The following is a 15,899-nucleotide window of genomic DNA, read 5'->3' as shown; positions in this document are numbered from 1 at the left end:
TCCCCCGGCCACGGAAATCGCGAGGAGGTCAGGCGCCGAGGGTACCCAGGTACAGGCCGATGACGTTCGGGTCCTCGAGCAGTTCGCGGCCGGTGCCGGTGTAGGCATCCCGCCCCTGATCGAGAACGTAACCGCGGTCGCAGATCTGCAGGCAGCGCCGGGCGTTCTGCTCCACCATGATCGTGGTCACCCCCGCCTTGTTGATCTCGGAGACCCGGAGGAACGCCTCATCCTGCCGCGACGGTGACAGTCCGGCCGACGGCTCGTCCAGGAGCAGCACGTGCGGGTCCATCATCAGGGCACGGCTCATCGCGACCATCTGCCGCTCGCCGCCCGACAACGAGCCGGCTCGCTGCTGCAGCCGCTTGCCCAGCTCGGGGAAGATCGACGTCACGAACCCGACGCGCTCGTCGTACAGTCTCGGCGACTGGTAGGCGCCCATCTGCAGGTTCTCGGCGATGGTCAGGCTGGGAAAGACGTTGTTGGTCTGCGGCACCATCCCGACGCCCTTGCTGACGAGCTTGTTCGCCTTCAGCCCCGTGATGTCCTCCCCGTTGAGGATGACGCTGCCCTCGCGCACCTTCACCTGACCGAAGATCGCCTTGAGCATCGTGGACTTGCCGGCGCCGTTCGGGCCGATGATGCCGATCAGCTCACCCTTGGCAGCGGTCAGGTTGGCGCCGTTGAGGATGTTGACCCCCGGCAGGTATCCGGCGACCACCTGGTTGAGCTCGACGACGTTCGTGCTCTTCTCGCTCACGCGTCGTCCTCCGTCGCTTGCTTGCGCTGCTCGCGCTGCTCGGCGGCGATGGCGCTGTCCAGCGCCTCGGTCTCGCCCACCATCTGGATGGCCGCCGTGTTCAGTTCGCCCTCGTACCGCCCCGTGACGACGCCCAGATCGACGTCCTGGTGTGCGCCGAGATAGGCGTCGATGACGGCCCGTTCTTTCATCACGGTCTCCGGCGGCCCCTCGGCGACGACCCGCCCCTCGGCCATGACGACCACCCAGTCGGCGATATGACGGACCATGTGCATGTCGTGCTCGACGAACAGCACCGTCATGCCCTCGTCCTTCAGGTCGAGGATGTGGTCGAGCAGCGACTGCGTCAGCGCCGGGTTCACGCCCGCCATCGGCTCGTCGAGCATGACCAGCGTCGGGTCGCTCATGAGCGCGCGTGCCATCTCGAGCAGCTTGCGTTGGCCGCCCGAGAGTGACGCGGCGAAGTCCTTCTCCTTCGCGTCGAGCTTGAACCGGGTGAGCAGATCGCGCGCTTTCACCTCGATCTGCTTGTCCTGGGCGCGCCACAGGAACGGCAGGATGCTGGAGAAGATGTGCTCCCCGCTCTGTCCGGTGGCGCCGAGCTTCATGTTTTCGAGCACGGTCAGCAGGCCCAGAGACTTCGTCAGCTGGAACGTGCGCACCTGCCCCATTCGCGCCGTCTTGTACGCGGGGATGCCGGCGAGGTTGGTGCCGTCGAACGACCACGAACCCTCATTGGGCTTGTCGAAACCGGTCAGCAGGTTGAACAGCGTCGTCTTGCCAGCGCCATTGGGACCGATGAGCGCCGTGATGGCACCGCGCGGAATCTCGAGGTGGTCGACATCCACCGCGACGAGCCCGCCGAACTCGCGCTTGACGCCGTCGGCGACGATGATGGGGTCGACCTTCGCGCACCCGGGGCCTGCCTCGCCCTTGTGCAGTCCGGTGGACTTCGGGCGGGGGGTCGGCGGTGCGGCGTCAGCGGACAAAGGTCAACTCCTTCTTGCTCCCGAGGATGCCTTGCGGGCGGAAGATCACCAGCAGCATGAGCGCCAGGCCGACGAGCACGAAGACCAACTGCTGCGCCTGCTCGGCGGTCAGGAACGGCAGCCAGCCGATGTCCACCAGGGCGGGCAACAGGTTGGAGAGGAACGCTCGCACCACCCAGAACAGGATGGCGCCCAGCAGCGGCCCGAAGATCGTGGCCGCGCCGCCGAGGAGGAGCGCCGTCCACACGAAGAACGTCTGCGACGTGACGTACACGTTCGGATTCACGTTGGTGCCCATCGCCGTGACGATTCCGCCCGCCGCGATGATGACACCACCGACGATCAGGGCCTGCATCTTGAACGCGAAGACGTTCTTGCCGAGCGACCGCACGGCATCCTCGTCTTCGCGGATGCCGCGGATCACACGGCCCCACGGGCTGCGCATGAGCAGCCACACCAGCAGCATCGCGATGGCGATCGTGACCAGTCCGATGATGATGACCCACCACTGGTTGGCCGTGTAGGTCCAGGGCCCGAAACCGTAGCGACCCGGCGGGATCGGGTTGTTCGCCCCGCGGAAACCGGTGTGGAAGTTGAACAGGCCGTCCGCCGAACCGGTGTAGGTGCGCCAGGTGGAGGTGAGGAAGAGCAGCCGGAGCACCTCGGCGGCCGCGATCGTGACGATCGCGAGGTAGTCACCGCGAAGGCGCAGCGTGGGGATACCCATGATGAGGGCGAACCCGACGGCGGCGACCAGGCCGATGAGTACCGCGAGCCACCACGACACCCCGAAGGTGAGGATGGAGATCGCGAAACCGTAGGCGCCGATCGCCATGAAGCCGGCGACACCCATGTTGAGCAGGCCCGCGAACCCGAAGTGCACCGAGAGGCCGATCGCCGCCAGCGCGTACCCGAGGGTGGCCGGGGCGAGAATCTGTCCCAGTGTGTTGGAGAGGATTTGAAGGACGTTCATCGTTACCTACCCGATTCGCTCTCGGCGTCCGAGGATGCCCTGTGGGCGGAACAGCAGCACGACGATCAGCACGACCAGCGCGCCGACGTACTTGAGGTCGGACGGGATCCACAGGGTGGACACCTCCACGAGCAGGCCGACGATCAGCGAGCCGATGAGGGCTCCGAACGCGGTGCCGAGGCCACCGAGGGTGACGGCGGCGAAGATCAGCAGCAGGATGCTCGTGCCCATGTCCCACTTGATGCCCGGGCGGAAGTACGCCCACAGCACGCCGGATAGCCCGGCCAAGGCCGCTGCGACGATCCAGACGACGCGCACGACGGCATCGACATCGATGCCGCTCGCTGCGGCCAGCGACGGATTGTCCGACACCGCACGGGTCGCCCGTCCGATGCGCGTGCGCATCAGCCACCAGGCGAAGATCAGGATCACCACGAGCGAGAGCGACATGCTGAGCAGGTCAGTCACACTCAAGCGAATGGGGCCGAGGCCGGGGATGAGGGCGGGGGCAGCACCCGGAAGCTGCTGGGTACGTCCGCCGATCAGCATCTGGAAGATGTAGCGCAGCGCCAGCGACAGCCCGATCGAGACGATCATGAGCTGGACGGTCCCGAGCCCCTTGCGGCGCAAGGGGCGCCAGAGCCCGGCATCCATTCCCCAGCCGAACGCCGCACTGGCGATCACCGTCACAGGGAGCGCGATCCAGATCGACATGTCGAGGCCGACGGTGAGCAGCAGCGCGACCAACGCGCCGAACGTCACCATCTCACCATGGGCGAAGTTCGACAGCCCGGTGGTGCCGAACACGAGCGAGAGGCCGATCGCCGCGAGGGCGAGCATCAGGCCGAAGTTCAGCCCGTTGACGACGCGCGCGAGGAACTGATCGGCGAAACTCGTGGTCGTGCGTTCCGCGGCGGTGAGCGTGAAGTTCCAGGTGGCGGTGTGGGTGCGGCCGAACGTCACCTCGCGCGTGAATGAGAAGTCCGACGGAGCCTCGACTCCGGCAGGCAGCGAACCGGAGACCAGCTCCAGCGTCCAGGTGTCGTCCTTGTTGGGTACGCCCAGGCGGAACGAGCCGTTGTCCTGGGTGGTCGTCTCGGCATTGTAGCCCGGGCCGGTGACGGTGACCGTGGCGCCGACGACGGGCTGGCCACCGGTGCGGACGTTGCCCTGGATGGTGTAGGGCAGGTCCTCCGGTGCGGTGTCGTCGGTCGTCGCCACTGACGGCGCGGCCAAGGCGAACAGCATGAAGGCGGCGAACAGACTCGCAAACAGGGCGACGAGCGTGTGCCGTCTTCGACTGTCAGTGGGCGGCGTTCGGGTGATCGCCACTGGCACCTCCTTTGTGAGGCAGTCGGAGCCGGGACAGGTGGCAACCTCGGCGCCACCAACCGTATCCACAGATTGTTGCCTGAGTGTTTCCTGAGCGCAACCGCTCGTTCAGGTTTGTGGGGGAATTCGAGGAAAGCGGAACAGCTTAGAATCTACAGAGTCCGCTTGTGTAGGAGGCCCCGTGGAGCACAATGACCCGTTCGGTTTCGTCGGGCTGACGTACGATGACGTGCTGCTCCTGCCGGGGCACACCGATGTCATCCCCTCCGAAGCCGACACGTCGACGCGGGTCACCCGTCGCATCACCGTTGCGCTCCCGTTGCTGTCGAGCGCCATGGACACCGTCACCGAGGCGCGGCTCGCGATCGCGATCGCGCGGGAGGGCGGCATCGGCATCATCCACCGCAACCACGCCCTCGCCGACCAGGCCGCGATGGTCGATCGCGTCAAGCGCAGCGAGTCGGGCATGATCACCGACCCGGTCACCACGACCCCCGACGCGACGATCGACGAGGTCGACGTGCTGTGCGCGCAGTACCGCATCTCGGGTCTCCCCGTCATCGGCGAGGACGACCGGCTGGTGGGCATTGTGACCAACCGCGACATGCGGTTCGTGTCGGGATTTGAGCGTCACTCGACGAAGGTCCGCGACGTCATGACCCGCGAGGGGCTCGTTACCGGGCGCGCGGGCATCGGCGCCAACGAGGTGATCGCGCTGTTCGCGCAGCACCGCGTCGAGAAGCTGCCGCTCGTCGACGACGACGGCAAGCTGGTGGGGCTCATCACCATCAAGGACTTCGACAAGAGCGAGAAGTACCCGCTCGCGACCAAGGACGACCAGGGCCGACTCCGGGTGGGCGCGGCGATCGGGTTCTTCGGGGACGCGTGGGAGCGGGCCGAGGCGTTGCGGGATGCCGGGGTCGACGTCCTCGTCGTCGACACGGCGAACGGGCAATCGGCCGGCGTGATCGACATCATCCGGCGCCTCAAGGCGGACGAATCGTTCGCGCACATCGACGTCGTCGGCGGCAACGTCGCCACGCGCGAGGGGGCCCAGGCTCTCATCGACGCCGGGGTGGATGCCGTGAAGGTGGGTGTCGGGCCGGGCTCGATCTGCACGACGCGGGTGGTGGCTGGCGTCGGCGTGCCCCAGATCACCGCGATCTATGAGGCTTCGCTCGCGGCGCGGGTGGCCGGCATCCCCATCATCGCCGACGGTGGTCTGCAGTACTCCGGCGACATCGCCAAGGCGCTGGTCGCCGGAGCGGACACGGTGATGCTGGGGTCGCTGCTGGCCGGCACCGATGAGTCGCCCGGTGAGGTGGTGTTCCAGGGCGGAAAGCAGTTCAAGCTGTACCGTGGCATGGGGTCGCTGGGCGCCCTGCAGACACGCGGCAAGAAGACGTCGTACTCGAAGGACCGCTACTTCCAGGCCGACGTGCCCAGCGATGACAAGCTCATCCCCGAGGGGATCGAGGGCCAGGTCGCGTACCGCGGACCGGTGTCGGCGGTCGCCTACCAGCTGGTCGGCGGGCTGCGTCAGTCGATGTTCTACGTCGGGGCGCGCACGATCGACGAACTGAAGTCGCGCGGCAAGTTCGTGCGCATCACCTCGGCGGGTCTGAAGGAGTCGCACCCGCACGACGTGCAGATCGTGGTCGAGGCACCGAACTACAAGAAGTAGGCCTTTGTCAGCCGGTCGCCGATGAGCAGATCCACCGGGCGACCGAGGATCCACGCTGGGGACATCATCGGACGTTTCAGCCAGTGCAGCCGGGCCGGGACGAACGTCTCGAGTCCCGAGTCAGCGACGGGGCGGGCGCGCGGCGAGCACGACGCGCGCGCCGGGTAGGCTGGGCGGGTGAGTATGGACATCGAGTTGGGTCGAGCCAAACGCGCGCGACGGGCGTATGCCTTCGACGACATCGCCGTGGTTCCCTCGCGCCGCACCCGCAACCCCGAAGACGTCTCGACGGCGTGGTCGATCGACGCGTTCGGTTTCGAGATTCCCGTGCTCGGAGCGCCAATGGACTCCGTCATGAGCCCGCGCACCGCCATCCGCCTCGGGCGGCTCGGCGGCCTCGGCGTACTCGATCTCGAGGGGGTGTGGACCCGGTACGACGACCCCGAGCCGATGCTGGCTGAGATCGCGGGGCTTCCCTCCGACGAGGCGACCCGGCGGATGCAGGAGCTGTACGCCGAGCCCATCAAGCCCGAACTGGTGCGCGACCGGCTCGCCGAGATCCGCGATGCCGGCGTCACCGTCGCGGGGGCCCTGACCCCGCAACGCACCCAGGAGCTGAACGAGACCGTCGTCGCCGCCGGCGTCGACCTGTTCGTCATCCGGGGGACGACGGTGTCGGCCGAGCACGTGTCGAGCGTGGCCGAGCCGCTCAACCTCAAGAAGTTCATCTACGATCTCGACGTGCCGGTCATCGTCGGCGGCGCCTCCACGTACACCGCCGCGCTGCACCTCATGCGCACCGGTGCGGCCGGCGTGCTGGTCGGCTTCGGCGGCGGCGCGGCATCCACGACCCGTGTCACCCTCGGCGTCCACGCGCCGATGGCCACCGCGATCGCCGACGTCGCCGGCGCTCGCCGCGATTACCTCGACGAGTCCGGCGGGCGCTACGTGCACGTGATCGCCGACGGCGGGGTGGGCACCTCGGGGGACATCGTCAAGGCCCTGGCGATGGGGGCGGATGCCGTCATGCTCGGCGTCGCGCTCGCGCGCGCCACCGACGCCCCCGGTCGCGGCTACCACTGGGGTCCGGAGGCGACCCACCCGTCGCTGCCGCGCGGGCGCCGCGTCGAAGTGGACCAGGTCGTGCCGCTTGAGCAGGTCCTGTTCGGACCGGCCCCGGTCGCCGACGGCACCACCAACATCATGGGGGCGCTGCGCAAATCGATGGCGACCACGGGATACTCCGACCTCAAGGAGTTCCAGCGGGTCGAAGTCGTCGTCGCGCCGTACCGCAGTCGTCGATGACCGCGCCCGCGCGCGAGGAGTTCCCGCCCACCCTGCGCGAGGTCATGCTGCGTCCCTGGTGGCTGGGGATGCTCGCCGTGGCGATGGTCGTCGCGGGCGTGTTCGCGTGGCTCGGGCAGTGGCAGCTCGGCAACGCGATCGACACCGACCCGCCGCCGCCGGGCATGACCGAAGCGGTCCGGCCGCTCGCGGAGGTCACCGCGCCGGGGGAGTACTTGCCCGAGCCGTTCGTCGGTCAGCGGGTCGAGGCGAGCGGGACGTTCGTCGCGGGTGATTTCCTCGTGGTCTCGTCGCGGTTCAACGAGGGCATCGAGGGTTTCTGGGTGAGCGGCCAGCTGCGCGTGGCCGACACGGCCGAGCCGACCTCGCTCGCCGTCGCCCTGGGGTGGACGCCCGATCGCGCCGCCGCGGATGCCGCGGCATCCGCCCTCAACGACGCGCCGCCGCAGGAGGTCACCCTGCGCGGCCGACTCATCGCCGACGAGGGGCCGGCCGTACCGTCGCCGGCCGCGCCGATCACCGAGATGACACGGATGTCGCCGGCGGCCCTGCTCGGCTGGTGGCATGACATCGACGGGCTGGACGTCTACCGTCCGTACCTCGTGTCGGTCGGCGAGACGCCCGGACTGCAGACGATCGTCGCGGCGGCGCCGGAGGAGGGATCCGGCATCAACTGGCTCAACATCTTCTACGCCGTGGAGTGGGTGATCTTCGCGGGCTTCGCCTTCTACATGTGGTACCGGCTGGCGAAGGATGCCTGGGAGAAGGAGCTCGAGGACTTCTCGGACGGGCGACCGGATTCGGCCGACTAGACTGGGCGCATGCCCTCTTCGCCGAAACTCGCAACGTTTCCGGCCATCCGATCGGCGTTGAGGTTCTACCAGATCGCGTCGATCATCACCGGTATCGGCCTGCTGCTGCTGCTCGCCGAGATGATCCTGAAGTACACGCCGATCCACCTCGAGCTGTTCGCTGGCGGGTCCGGCGGATTCCTGTGGTTCGCGCCGGTGATCGTCGACGCCGACTGCCAGTGGTACTCGTTGTTCGTTCCCGGCGGGATGGGCTGCGAGATGACGTCGGCGGGCGACGGCGCGAACATCTCGCTGGCGATCCTCGTCGTCCACGGCTGGTTCTACGTCGTGTACCTGTTCGCGTGCTTCCGGCTGTGGAGCCTCATGCGGTGGCGTTTCCCGCGGTTCCTGCTGCTGGCCCTCGGTGGCGTGATCCCCTTCCTGTCCTTCGTGATGGAGGCCCGGGTCGCCCGTGAGGTGCGTGGCTACCTCACCGAACGCGAGGGCGAGGAACTCCACTCACACGCCGTCCGCTCATCTTTGACCCACGAGATCCCCACGGAGAACAAGCGGTGACAAGCCAGACCGAGACCGCACAGCGGCCCGTCCTCGTCGTCGACTTCGGAGCGCAGTACGCGCAGCTCATCGCCCGGCGGGTGCGAGAAGCCGGGGTGTACAGCGAGATCGTGCCGCACAGCGCCTCCGCCGACGACATCGCGGCACGCCACCCGGTCGCCATCATCTTGTCGGGCGGTCCTTCCTCGGTCTACGAGCCGGGAGCGCCGGCGCTCGACCCCGGCGTGCTGGAGCTCGGCATCCCGACCCTCGGCATCTGTTACGGCTTCCAGGTGATGGCCCGCCAGCTCGGCGGTGTCGTCGCCAACACGGGGCTGCGTGAGTACGGGGCCACGGATGCCACCGTCATCCACGGCGGGGTCCTGCTCGGGGACCAGCCGGTCGAGCAGAACGTGTGGATGAGCCACGGCGACCAGGTCTCGGAGGCTCCGCCCGGGTTCGAGGTGCTCGCGCGCACCGCGGCGACGCCGGTGGCCGCGTTCGGCAACGATGCGCGCGTGTTCTACGGGGTGCAGTGGCATCCCGAGGTCAAGCATTCCGATTTCGGCCAGCGTGTGCTGGAGAACTTCCTCCATAAGGCGGCGGGGCTCGCTTGCGACTGGACCAGCGGCAACGTCATCGCCGAGCAGGTGACGAAGATTCGTGCGCAGATCGGATCCGGACGGGTGATCTCGGCACTGTCGGGGGGTGTCGACTCGGCGGTGTCGACCGCGCTCGTGCACAAGGCCGTGGGCGATCAGCTCACCGCGGTGTTCGTCGACCACGGTCTGCTGCGCAAGGGCGAGCGGGAGCAGGTGGAGCAGGACTATGTGGCTTCCACCGGCGTCCGTTTGGTGACGGTGGATGCCCGCGAGCGGTTCCTCACGGCGCTCGCCGGGGTGAGTGATCCCGAGCAGAAGCGCAAGATCATCGGGCGCGAGTTCATCCGCGTGTTCGAGCAGGCCGAGGCGGACCTCGTCGCCGAGGCGGCGGCGGAGGGGGAGCCGGTTCGGTTCCTCGTGCAGGGCACGCTGTATCCGGATGTCGTCGAGTCCGGTGGCGGCACCGGCACCGCCAACATCAAGAGCCACCACAACGTGGGCGGGCTGCCCGAAGATCTGCAGTTCGACCTGGTGGAGCCGCTGCGCACCCTGTTCAAGGACGAGGTGCGGGCGATCGGTCGCGACCTGGGGCTTCCCGAGGCGATCGTCGCCCGGCAGCCGTTCCCGGGGCCGGGATTGGGTATTCGCATCGTGGGCGAGGTCACCGCGGACCGCCTCGAGATTCTGCAGGAGGCCGATGCGATCGCCCGTGAAGAGCTGACGCGTGCCGGACTGGATGTCGAAATCTGGCAGTGTCCCGTCGTGCTGCTCGCCGACGTGCGGTCGGTGGGAGTGCAGGGCGATGGCCGGACCTACGGGCATCCCATTGTGCTGCGGCCCGTCTCCAGCGAGGACGCGATGACCGCCGACTGGACCCGGCTGCCCTATGATGTGCTGTCGAAGATCTCCGGCCGCATCACCAACGAAGTGCGCGATGTGAACCGGGTCGTCCTGGATGTCACCTCCAAGCCCCCCGGCACCATCGAGTGGGAGTGACGCGCCGGCACGCGATGCGGTGACACGCGAAAGGCCGCCCGGCGTACCGGGCGGCCTTTCGCGTTGCGTCAGTTGCCGCGCAGGATCGCGATCATACGCAGGATCTCGATGTACAGCCACACGACGGTGACCATGATGCCGAAGCCGCCCATCCAGCCGAGCTGGCGGGGTGCGCCGTTGCGGACGCCGGTCTGGATCTGGTCGAAGTCCTGCACCAGGGAGTACGCGGCCATGATGACCACCAGCACGCCGATGATCAGGCCCAGCGGGATGCCGGCGATCGTGGCGCTGTACAGACCGAACATGCCCGAGGTGGCACCGGTCCACATCAGGACCAGGTTCACCAGGCCGAACACCAGGTAGCCCACCATCGCGATCAGGAAGATCTTGTTGGCGCGCTTGGAGGCGCGCACCTTGCCGCTGGCGAACAGTGCCAGGGTCACGCCCACGACCGAGAGCGTACCGATCGCGGCCTGGATCACGATGCCGGGCCAGATCATCTCGAAGTATGCCGAGATGCCGCCGACGAACAGTCCCTCGAACGCGGCGTAGGCGAAGATCAGGCCGGGACGGACCTTCTTGCGCGACGTGAAGATGACGACCATCGCGAGAACGAACCCGCCCAGGGCTCCGAGGATCCACGGCATGATCGTCGGCTGAGCGGTGGCCGCGACCGGCGACATCGTCCAGATCCAGCCCACGACCGCGGTCACCAGCAGGATCGCGAACAGGCCGAGGGTTTTCAGCACCGTGTCTTCGACGGTCATCCGACCGGTCTGAATGGCGTTTGCCGGGGGCGCGGTGTACATGCCCTCCAACTGTGCGTTGGCGGCAGCGTCGACGGACTGGTGCGCGGCCGACGCTGCCTGGGTCTGCGCGCCGGGCGCGACCGGCGGCGTCAGTCCGGGGCGCTGCTCCTGGAACGCCGGGTTGCTGAATGCGAAGTTGCCAGAGGCCATGGTCTCTCTACTCCAAGTCGTGGGGCAGCGGTGTGCTGCGCCCTTCCAGGCTATCGGACGGGTGAAACGGTGGGGCTGGTTTCCACCTGAGAGTGCGCTCACCTTCGTTCCGCCCCGCGCGAACAGCAGCCCGGCACTGCCGGTAGCGTTGACGGCATGCCGTCGCGCCCTCCGCTGATCATCGGCCACCGCGGCGCACCGGGGTACCGACCCGAGCATTCCCGTTCCTCCTACACGCTGGCCATCGAACTCGGGGTCGATGCCGTGGAACCCGACGTCGTGTTCTCCCGTGACGGCGTCGCGGTCGTGCGGCACGAGAACGAGATCTCCGCCACCACCGATGTCGCCGATCGTCCGCAGTTCGCGGCGCGGCGAACGACCAAGACGATCGACGGGACCGAACACACCGGATGGTTCACGGAGGACTTCACGTGGACGGAGCTGGCGACGCTGCGGTGTCGGGAGCGGCTGCCACGACTGCGTGCCGCGAGCGCCAGTTTCGACGACGAGCAGCCGGTGCTGAGGCTTCGCGACGTGCTCGATCTCGTGCGCGCGGCGTCCGTGGATCGTGGACGCGAGGTCGGGGTGGTGCTCGAGATCAAGCACGCCACGCATTTCGCATCGCGGGGATTCGACGTCGCAGCGCTCCTGGAATCCGAGATCGCGGACGCCGGCTGGACCGGTGGCCCGCTCACGTTCGAGTCGTTCGAGTCGACGGTGCTGCGCGAGTTGCGCGCCCGCGAGGTCGCGGGCCGGTACGTCTACCTCCTCGAATCCGACGGGCGTCCCGCCGATCTTGTGTCGGCGCACGGGAGCCGTGCGCCGAGCTACCGCGACGCCGTGACGCCGGAGGGCTTGGACCGCCTGGTCGGTGAGGTCGACGGCATCAGCGTGGACAAGAAGATGATCCTCGCACCGGATCGGCTCGGTCGTTCACACGGACCGACCGAGGTCGTCGCCGATGCCCACGCGCGGGGGCTCGTGGTGTATACGTGGACATGTCGTCCGGAGAATGCGTTCCTGGTGGGGGAGTTCCGTCGGGGCAGGGACCGCGCCGCTTTCGGTGATTACCTCGCGGAGTGGCGGATCATCGCGGATGCCGCCGTCGACGGGGTATTCGTCGACCATCCCGACCTGGGGGCGGCGTTCTTCCGCTAGCCGCAGCGCCGGCGACGGGCGCACGGACGACGATGGTGCCGCCCGTCGCGGGCGGCACCATCGTCATGATTCGTGTCGGCGTCAGGTCTGCCGGCGGTGCCGTCGTGTCACGGCCAGGCCGACGAGGATCGCGAGTGCCGCGACGGAGGTGATGCCGATGGGCAGCGCAGCGCTGCTCCCGGTCGCAGCGAGCCTCGCGTCGGCGTTCGCGGTGACACTGGTCGCGGTGGTAACCGCCCCGGTCGCCGGCTTCCCGCTGCCGCTGCCGGCTGCGGCGCCGCGACCGCTTCCGTCTTCGTCGCCGCTACCGCTTCCGCTGCCGGCTTCGTCGCCGCTACCGTCGCCGTCGCCGTCGCCGTCGCCGCGACCGCTACCGTCGCCGTCGCCGCTACCGTCGCCGTCGCCGCTACCGCTGCCGCTACCGTCGCCGTCGCCGTCGCCGTCGCCGGGTTCGGGGGCCGCGGCGGGGACATAGCTGATCTGTCCGCTGAAGGTGCCCGTGGCGGAATCGAGGGTGACCTCGGTCGCCCAGTTCAGCACGCTCGGATTCGTGGTGTCGTGCCAGGTGATCGTTCCGTCACCGACGGTACCGCTGCCGGTGCGGACCGCGACGGGGACGGCCGTGCCGGTGGCGTCGGTCACCGAGACCGTCGCGGTGGGCACGTCGACGATGGCGGGCCCGCCGTCGATGCGTTGCCGGGTGAGGTTCAGCCTGGTGGTGACCCAGACGTCTTCCAACGAACTGAGATCGGTGATCCGGTTGCCGGCGGCGCTGAGCACGTTCAGCAGCATCGGTCCTGCGGCCGGAGAGATGTCGGTGATCTCGTTGTCGTCGACGAGCAACGCACTGAGTCCGCCCATCTCCGCCACCACGCTGATGTCGGTGAGTCGGTTGTTGTTCAGCATCAGGGTTTCGGGTGACCGGCCTGCCAGCAGCGTGATGTCCTCGATCAGGTTGTTTGAGAGGTCCAAGACCTCCAGGGGACCTCCTGGGAGGTCGGACAGGTCGGAGATCTGGTTGCCGCTCATGGTCAGGATGTGGACGAACGTGAGATTGGCCAGCGGTGAGAGATCGCTGATCTCGTTGTCATCGACGCTCAGGCTGTAGAGCCAGCGTGCATGCTGCAGACCTTCCAGCGAAACCACGCCCCTGTCTTCGCACGACAGGAAGCTCAGATTCTGCATCGCCTCCTCGGTGACGTCGGCATCCGCGCGCATCCCCAACGCCTCCGCGACGCACGCCTGCAGGTTCGCATCTTCGAACTCCACGATCACGCCGACAGGCTCAGGGAGCCAATATTCGATCCGTCCGCCGAACGTGCCGGTGGCAGCTTCGAGGGTGACCTCCGTCTCCCACCTCAGCCAGCTCGGGTCCGCCGTACCGGGCCAGGTGACCGTTTCGTCGCTCAGGACACCGTCGCCAGCGGCGACCGTCAGCGGGACGAGCGCACCGGCCGGATCGGTGACCGGAACGATCGGGGCGGGCACATCGACCACGAGCGGACCGCCGTCGATGACCTGCCGGCTGAGGTCCACCGTGCTGCCCACGACGGTGTCCGCCAGCGAACTGAGATCGGTGATGTGGTTACCGGCGGCGTCCAGCTCTTCGAGCAGCGTCGCGCCGGTGACCGGGGAGATGTCGGTGATGTCGTTGTCGCTGACCTGCAGTTCGACGAGCTCGCCCATCGTTTCCACGGCGCTGATATCCGTGATGTGGTTGTGGTTCAGCCGCAGTGTCTCGATCCGTTGGCCTGCGAGCGGCGAGATGTCCTCGATCCGGTTGTATTCGAGGTTCAGGATGTCGGCGACGTTCGGGATCGACGAGATATCGGAGATTCTGTTCTGGCTGAGGGAGAGCACGTGGACGAAGGTGAGGCCGGACAGCGGAGAGATGTCCCTGATCGAGTTCGCGTCGAGGCGGATGCTGGAGAGCCAGGTCCCGTACTGCAGCCCCTCCAGAGAGGTCACGCCCCTCCCTCGACAATCCAGAAAGTCCAGCTCCGCCATGTCGTCCTCGGTGATGTCCACTTCCGGGGAAACGCCCAATAACTCCGTGACACACGTCCTCAGGTTCACATCGTCGAAGACCACCGCATCGTCGGGCGCGGCGAAGGCGGGTGTCGGTGCGAGTGTCAGCGCTGCGATGGCCGCAGCGGCGGCGACCGGTGCGATCGGCGGCGTCCGCCGGCGTCGGTTCGGTGCAGAGTCGTCGGTCGTTCCGATGTCGAGCATCGTGCTGCTCATCCCCAATCTTGTCCCCAGCAAGGTCGAACTGTGCGCTTCACCACATGACGTTCCGCTGTGTGCACCCCCACGGTGCGCAGCGCGTCCGGCCTTCGTGAAGTGGCTCACAGTCGCGCGCAGGCCCGTCCCGAACCTAACACATCGCCTCCCGTTTGCTCACCGCGATGCCGATTCTCGTGGGGTGGCGGCAAGATGAGGATCCTCTCATCCCCACCCTCCCTTCTTATGCCCGCCCCGCGCGGGCGAATAACCTGGCCAGTACACAGGGGGGTCCGGTCTGGTTTCGGGCGGGTTACCACTTCCCCGTACCGAAAGGCGGCCCATAGGTGCTTAGAAGAACCATGGCAGTGGTGGGAGCGATCGCGCTCACCCTCCCGGCGACTGCGGCGTTTGCTGCAACCGAGAGCGATGACCCGACCTCGTCGTTCGCGACGTCACCCTCACGCGGGACGATCGATTCGTCGTTCGAGTCGATGGTCGTCGGTTCCGATGGTCACACGAACGTCATCGTGGAGCTGTCCGGCGATCCGGTCGCGGTCGTGGAGGCAGATTCCGACGGTGACCTCACACAGGCCGAGCGCGATGCGATCCGTGGTGACCTCGAGCAATCCCAGCAGCCGATCGCCGAGACGGTCGAATCGCTCGGCGGCGACGTGCAGGCCCAAATGCAGTCGGCCTACAACGGCATGCAGGTCTCGGTGCCGGCGGAGGCGATCGACACCCTCGCCGATCTCCCGGGCGTGGTCGCGATCCACCCGGCGACGACGTTCACCCAGGACAACGCGACCTCCGTCCCGTTCCTCGGCGTGCCGCAGGTCTGGGAAGACACCGGCTACACCGGAGCGGGCACCAAGATCGCGATCATCGATTCGGGCATCGACTACACCCACGCCGACTTCGGCGGTCCGGGCACCGTCGCGGCGTTCGAAAAGGCGGCCGGGACCTCCACCGAGCCGGCTGATCCCGCACTGTTCGGTCCGGATGCTCCCCGAGTCAAGGGCGGCATCGACCTCGTCGGCGACGATTACGACGCCGGGGGATCCGCCACCAGCCGGGTGCCTGTGCCGGACGACAACCCGCTGGACTGCGGAGGCCACGGGACACACGTGGCAGGGACTGCCGCCGGCAGCGGCGTGCTCCTCTCCTCGGGCTCCACGTTCGAGGGGCCGTACGACTCGGAGACGGCATCGCACGACTTCATCGTCGGCCCGGGCGTCGCGCCGGAAGCCGATCTGTACGCCGTGCGGGTCTTCGGTTGCGACGGCACCACCGACGTGGTGGTGCCGGCGATCGACTGGGCCGTCGAGAACGGCATGGACGTCATCAACATGTCGCTGGGCTCCACGTTCGGACGCGCCGACACTCCCGAAGCGATCGCAGCCACCAACGCGGTCGGCGCGGGCGTCGTCGTCGTCGCATCCGCCGGCAACGCGGGACCCTCGCCCTACATCACCGGCTCGCCCGGCACAGGCGAAGGTGTGATCTCGGTGTCGGCCGTCGACAGCAGCCCCAGCTTCCCAGGCGTGCAGATCTCTGTGGACGGGACGAACG

13 protein-coding genes are annotated in these 15,899 nt (G+C 67.8%); 7 read left to right on the top strand and 6 right to left on the bottom strand.

What is annotated here, in order from left to right:
- Window positions 1-28: 28 nt before the first annotated feature.
- Genes ACK5KK_RS05345 through ACK5KK_RS05330 form a run of 4 tightly spaced genes read right to left on the bottom strand, consistent with a single transcriptional unit; the run spans window position 29 to window position 3,970 of the window.
- Window positions 29-760 carry an ABC transporter ATP-binding protein gene (locus ACK5KK_RS05345; protein ID WP_416889054.1) on the bottom strand — a complete coding sequence of 244 codons (732 nt, stop codon included), beginning with the start codon at window positions 758-760 and terminating at the stop codon, window positions 29-31.
- Complete coding sequence (locus ACK5KK_RS05340; protein WP_416889053.1) at window positions 757-1,749, bottom strand: ABC transporter ATP-binding protein; 993 nt, start codon at window positions 1,747-1,749, stop codon at window positions 757-759. The genes ACK5KK_RS05345 and ACK5KK_RS05340 overlap by 4 nt, the downstream gene beginning before the upstream one ends.
- Window positions 1,739-2,722, bottom strand: coding sequence for a branched-chain amino acid ABC transporter permease (locus ACK5KK_RS05335; protein ID WP_416889052.1), 984 nt, complete (start codon window positions 2,720-2,722; stop codon window positions 1,739-1,741). The genes ACK5KK_RS05340 and ACK5KK_RS05335 overlap by 11 nt, the downstream gene beginning before the upstream one ends.
- Before the next feature lie 6 nt (window positions 2,723-2,728).
- Window positions 2,729-3,970, bottom strand: coding sequence for a branched-chain amino acid ABC transporter permease (locus tag ACK5KK_RS05330; RefSeq protein WP_416889077.1), 1,242 nt, complete (start codon window positions 3,968-3,970; stop codon window positions 2,729-2,731).
- Between the two features lie 265 nt (window positions 3,971-4,235).
- Here ACK5KK_RS05330 and guaB point away from each other — a divergent pair, with 265 nt between their 5' ends.
- The 5 genes from guaB to guaA all read left to right on the top strand — a co-directional run bounded on the left by guaB (window position 4,236) and on the right by guaA (window position 9,987).
- The gene (gene guaB / locus ACK5KK_RS05325; protein ID WP_416889051.1) at window positions 4,236-5,738 is read left to right on the top strand and encodes an IMP dehydrogenase; all 1,503 of its coding nucleotides are present in this window, start codon (window positions 4,236-4,238) and stop codon (window positions 5,736-5,738) included.
- A gap of 183 nt (window positions 5,739-5,921) precedes the next feature.
- A complete protein-coding gene (locus ACK5KK_RS05320) occupies window positions 5,922-7,043 on the top strand; it encodes a GuaB3 family IMP dehydrogenase-related protein (protein ID WP_416889076.1) in 1,122 nt (373 codons plus the stop codon).
- Window positions 7,040-7,855, top strand: coding sequence for an SURF1 family protein (locus ACK5KK_RS05315; RefSeq protein ID WP_416889050.1), 816 nt, complete (start codon window positions 7,040-7,042; stop codon window positions 7,853-7,855). Before ACK5KK_RS05320 ends, ACK5KK_RS05315 begins: the two co-directional genes overlap by 4 nt.
- Window positions 7,856-7,864: 9 nt before the next feature.
- A complete protein-coding gene (locus tag ACK5KK_RS05310) occupies window positions 7,865-8,410 on the top strand; it encodes a DUF3817 domain-containing protein (protein WP_416889049.1) in 546 nt (181 codons plus the stop codon).
- Window positions 8,407-9,987 carry a glutamine-hydrolyzing GMP synthase gene (guaA, locus tag ACK5KK_RS05305; RefSeq protein ID WP_416889048.1) on the top strand — a complete coding sequence of 527 codons (1,581 nt, stop codon included), beginning with the start codon at window positions 8,407-8,409 and terminating at the stop codon, window positions 9,985-9,987. Before ACK5KK_RS05310 ends, guaA begins: the two co-directional genes overlap by 4 nt.
- 68 nt (window positions 9,988-10,055) lie before the next feature.
- Here guaA and ACK5KK_RS05300 read toward each other — a convergent pair whose 3' ends face one another.
- Window positions 10,056-10,946 (bottom strand): Bax inhibitor-1/YccA family membrane protein, encoded by an 891-nt coding sequence (locus tag ACK5KK_RS05300; RefSeq protein WP_416889047.1) that lies wholly within the window; start codon window positions 10,944-10,946, stop codon window positions 10,056-10,058.
- Between the two features lie 156 nt (window positions 10,947-11,102).
- Here ACK5KK_RS05300 and ACK5KK_RS05295 point away from each other — a divergent pair, with 156 nt between their 5' ends.
- Window positions 11,103-12,104 carry a glycerophosphodiester phosphodiesterase family protein gene (locus ACK5KK_RS05295; RefSeq protein WP_416889046.1) on the top strand — a complete coding sequence of 334 codons (1,002 nt, stop codon included), beginning with the start codon at window positions 11,103-11,105 and terminating at the stop codon, window positions 12,102-12,104.
- Window positions 12,105-12,185: 81 nt separating this feature from the next.
- Here ACK5KK_RS05295 and ACK5KK_RS05290 read toward each other — a convergent pair whose 3' ends face one another.
- Complete coding sequence (locus tag ACK5KK_RS05290; RefSeq protein WP_416889045.1) at window positions 12,186-14,348, bottom strand: leucine-rich repeat domain-containing protein; 2,163 nt, start codon at window positions 14,346-14,348, stop codon at window positions 12,186-12,188.
- A gap of 341 nt (window positions 14,349-14,689) precedes the next feature.
- Between ACK5KK_RS05290 and ACK5KK_RS05285 the strand changes: the two genes are divergently transcribed.
- The coding region (locus tag ACK5KK_RS05285) for a S8 family serine peptidase (protein WP_416889044.1) at window positions 14,690-15,899 on the top strand (1,210 nt) is incomplete at its 3' end.

It is taken from the genome of Microbacterium sp. (assembly GCF_047972865.1).
Classification (GTDB): domain Bacteria; phylum Actinomycetota; class Actinomycetes; order Actinomycetales; family Microbacteriaceae; genus Microbacterium.
This window is presented reverse-complemented; position numbering and strand designations above follow the sequence as displayed.

Coding starts and splice junctions, on each gene's coding strand:
- ACK5KK_RS05335 (WP_416889052.1), bottom strand. CDS start 2,722: ATGAACGTCCTTCAAATCCTCTCCAACACACTGGGACAGATTCTCGCC.
- ACK5KK_RS05330 (WP_416889077.1), bottom strand. CDS start 3,970: ATGCTGTTCGCCTTGGCCGCGCCGTCAGTGGCGACGACCGACGACACC.
- ACK5KK_RS05320 (WP_416889076.1), top strand. CDS start 5,922: ATGGACATCGAGTTGGGTCGAGCCAAACGCGCGCGACGGGCGTATGCC.
- ACK5KK_RS05315 (WP_416889050.1), top strand. CDS start 7,040: ATGACCGCGCCCGCGCGCGAGGAGTTCCCGCCCACCCTGCGCGAGGTC.
- ACK5KK_RS05310 (WP_416889049.1), top strand. CDS start 7,865: ATGCCCTCTTCGCCGAAACTCGCAACGTTTCCGGCCATCCGATCGGCG.
- ACK5KK_RS05300 (WP_416889047.1), bottom strand. CDS start 10,946: ATGGCCTCTGGCAACTTCGCATTCAGCAACCCGGCGTTCCAGGAGCAG.
- ACK5KK_RS05295 (WP_416889046.1), top strand. CDS start 11,103: ATGCCGTCGCGCCCTCCGCTGATCATCGGCCACCGCGGCGCACCGGGG.
- ACK5KK_RS05290 (WP_416889045.1), bottom strand. CDS start 14,348: ATGAGCAGCACGATGCTCGACATCGGAACGACCGACGACTCTGCACCG.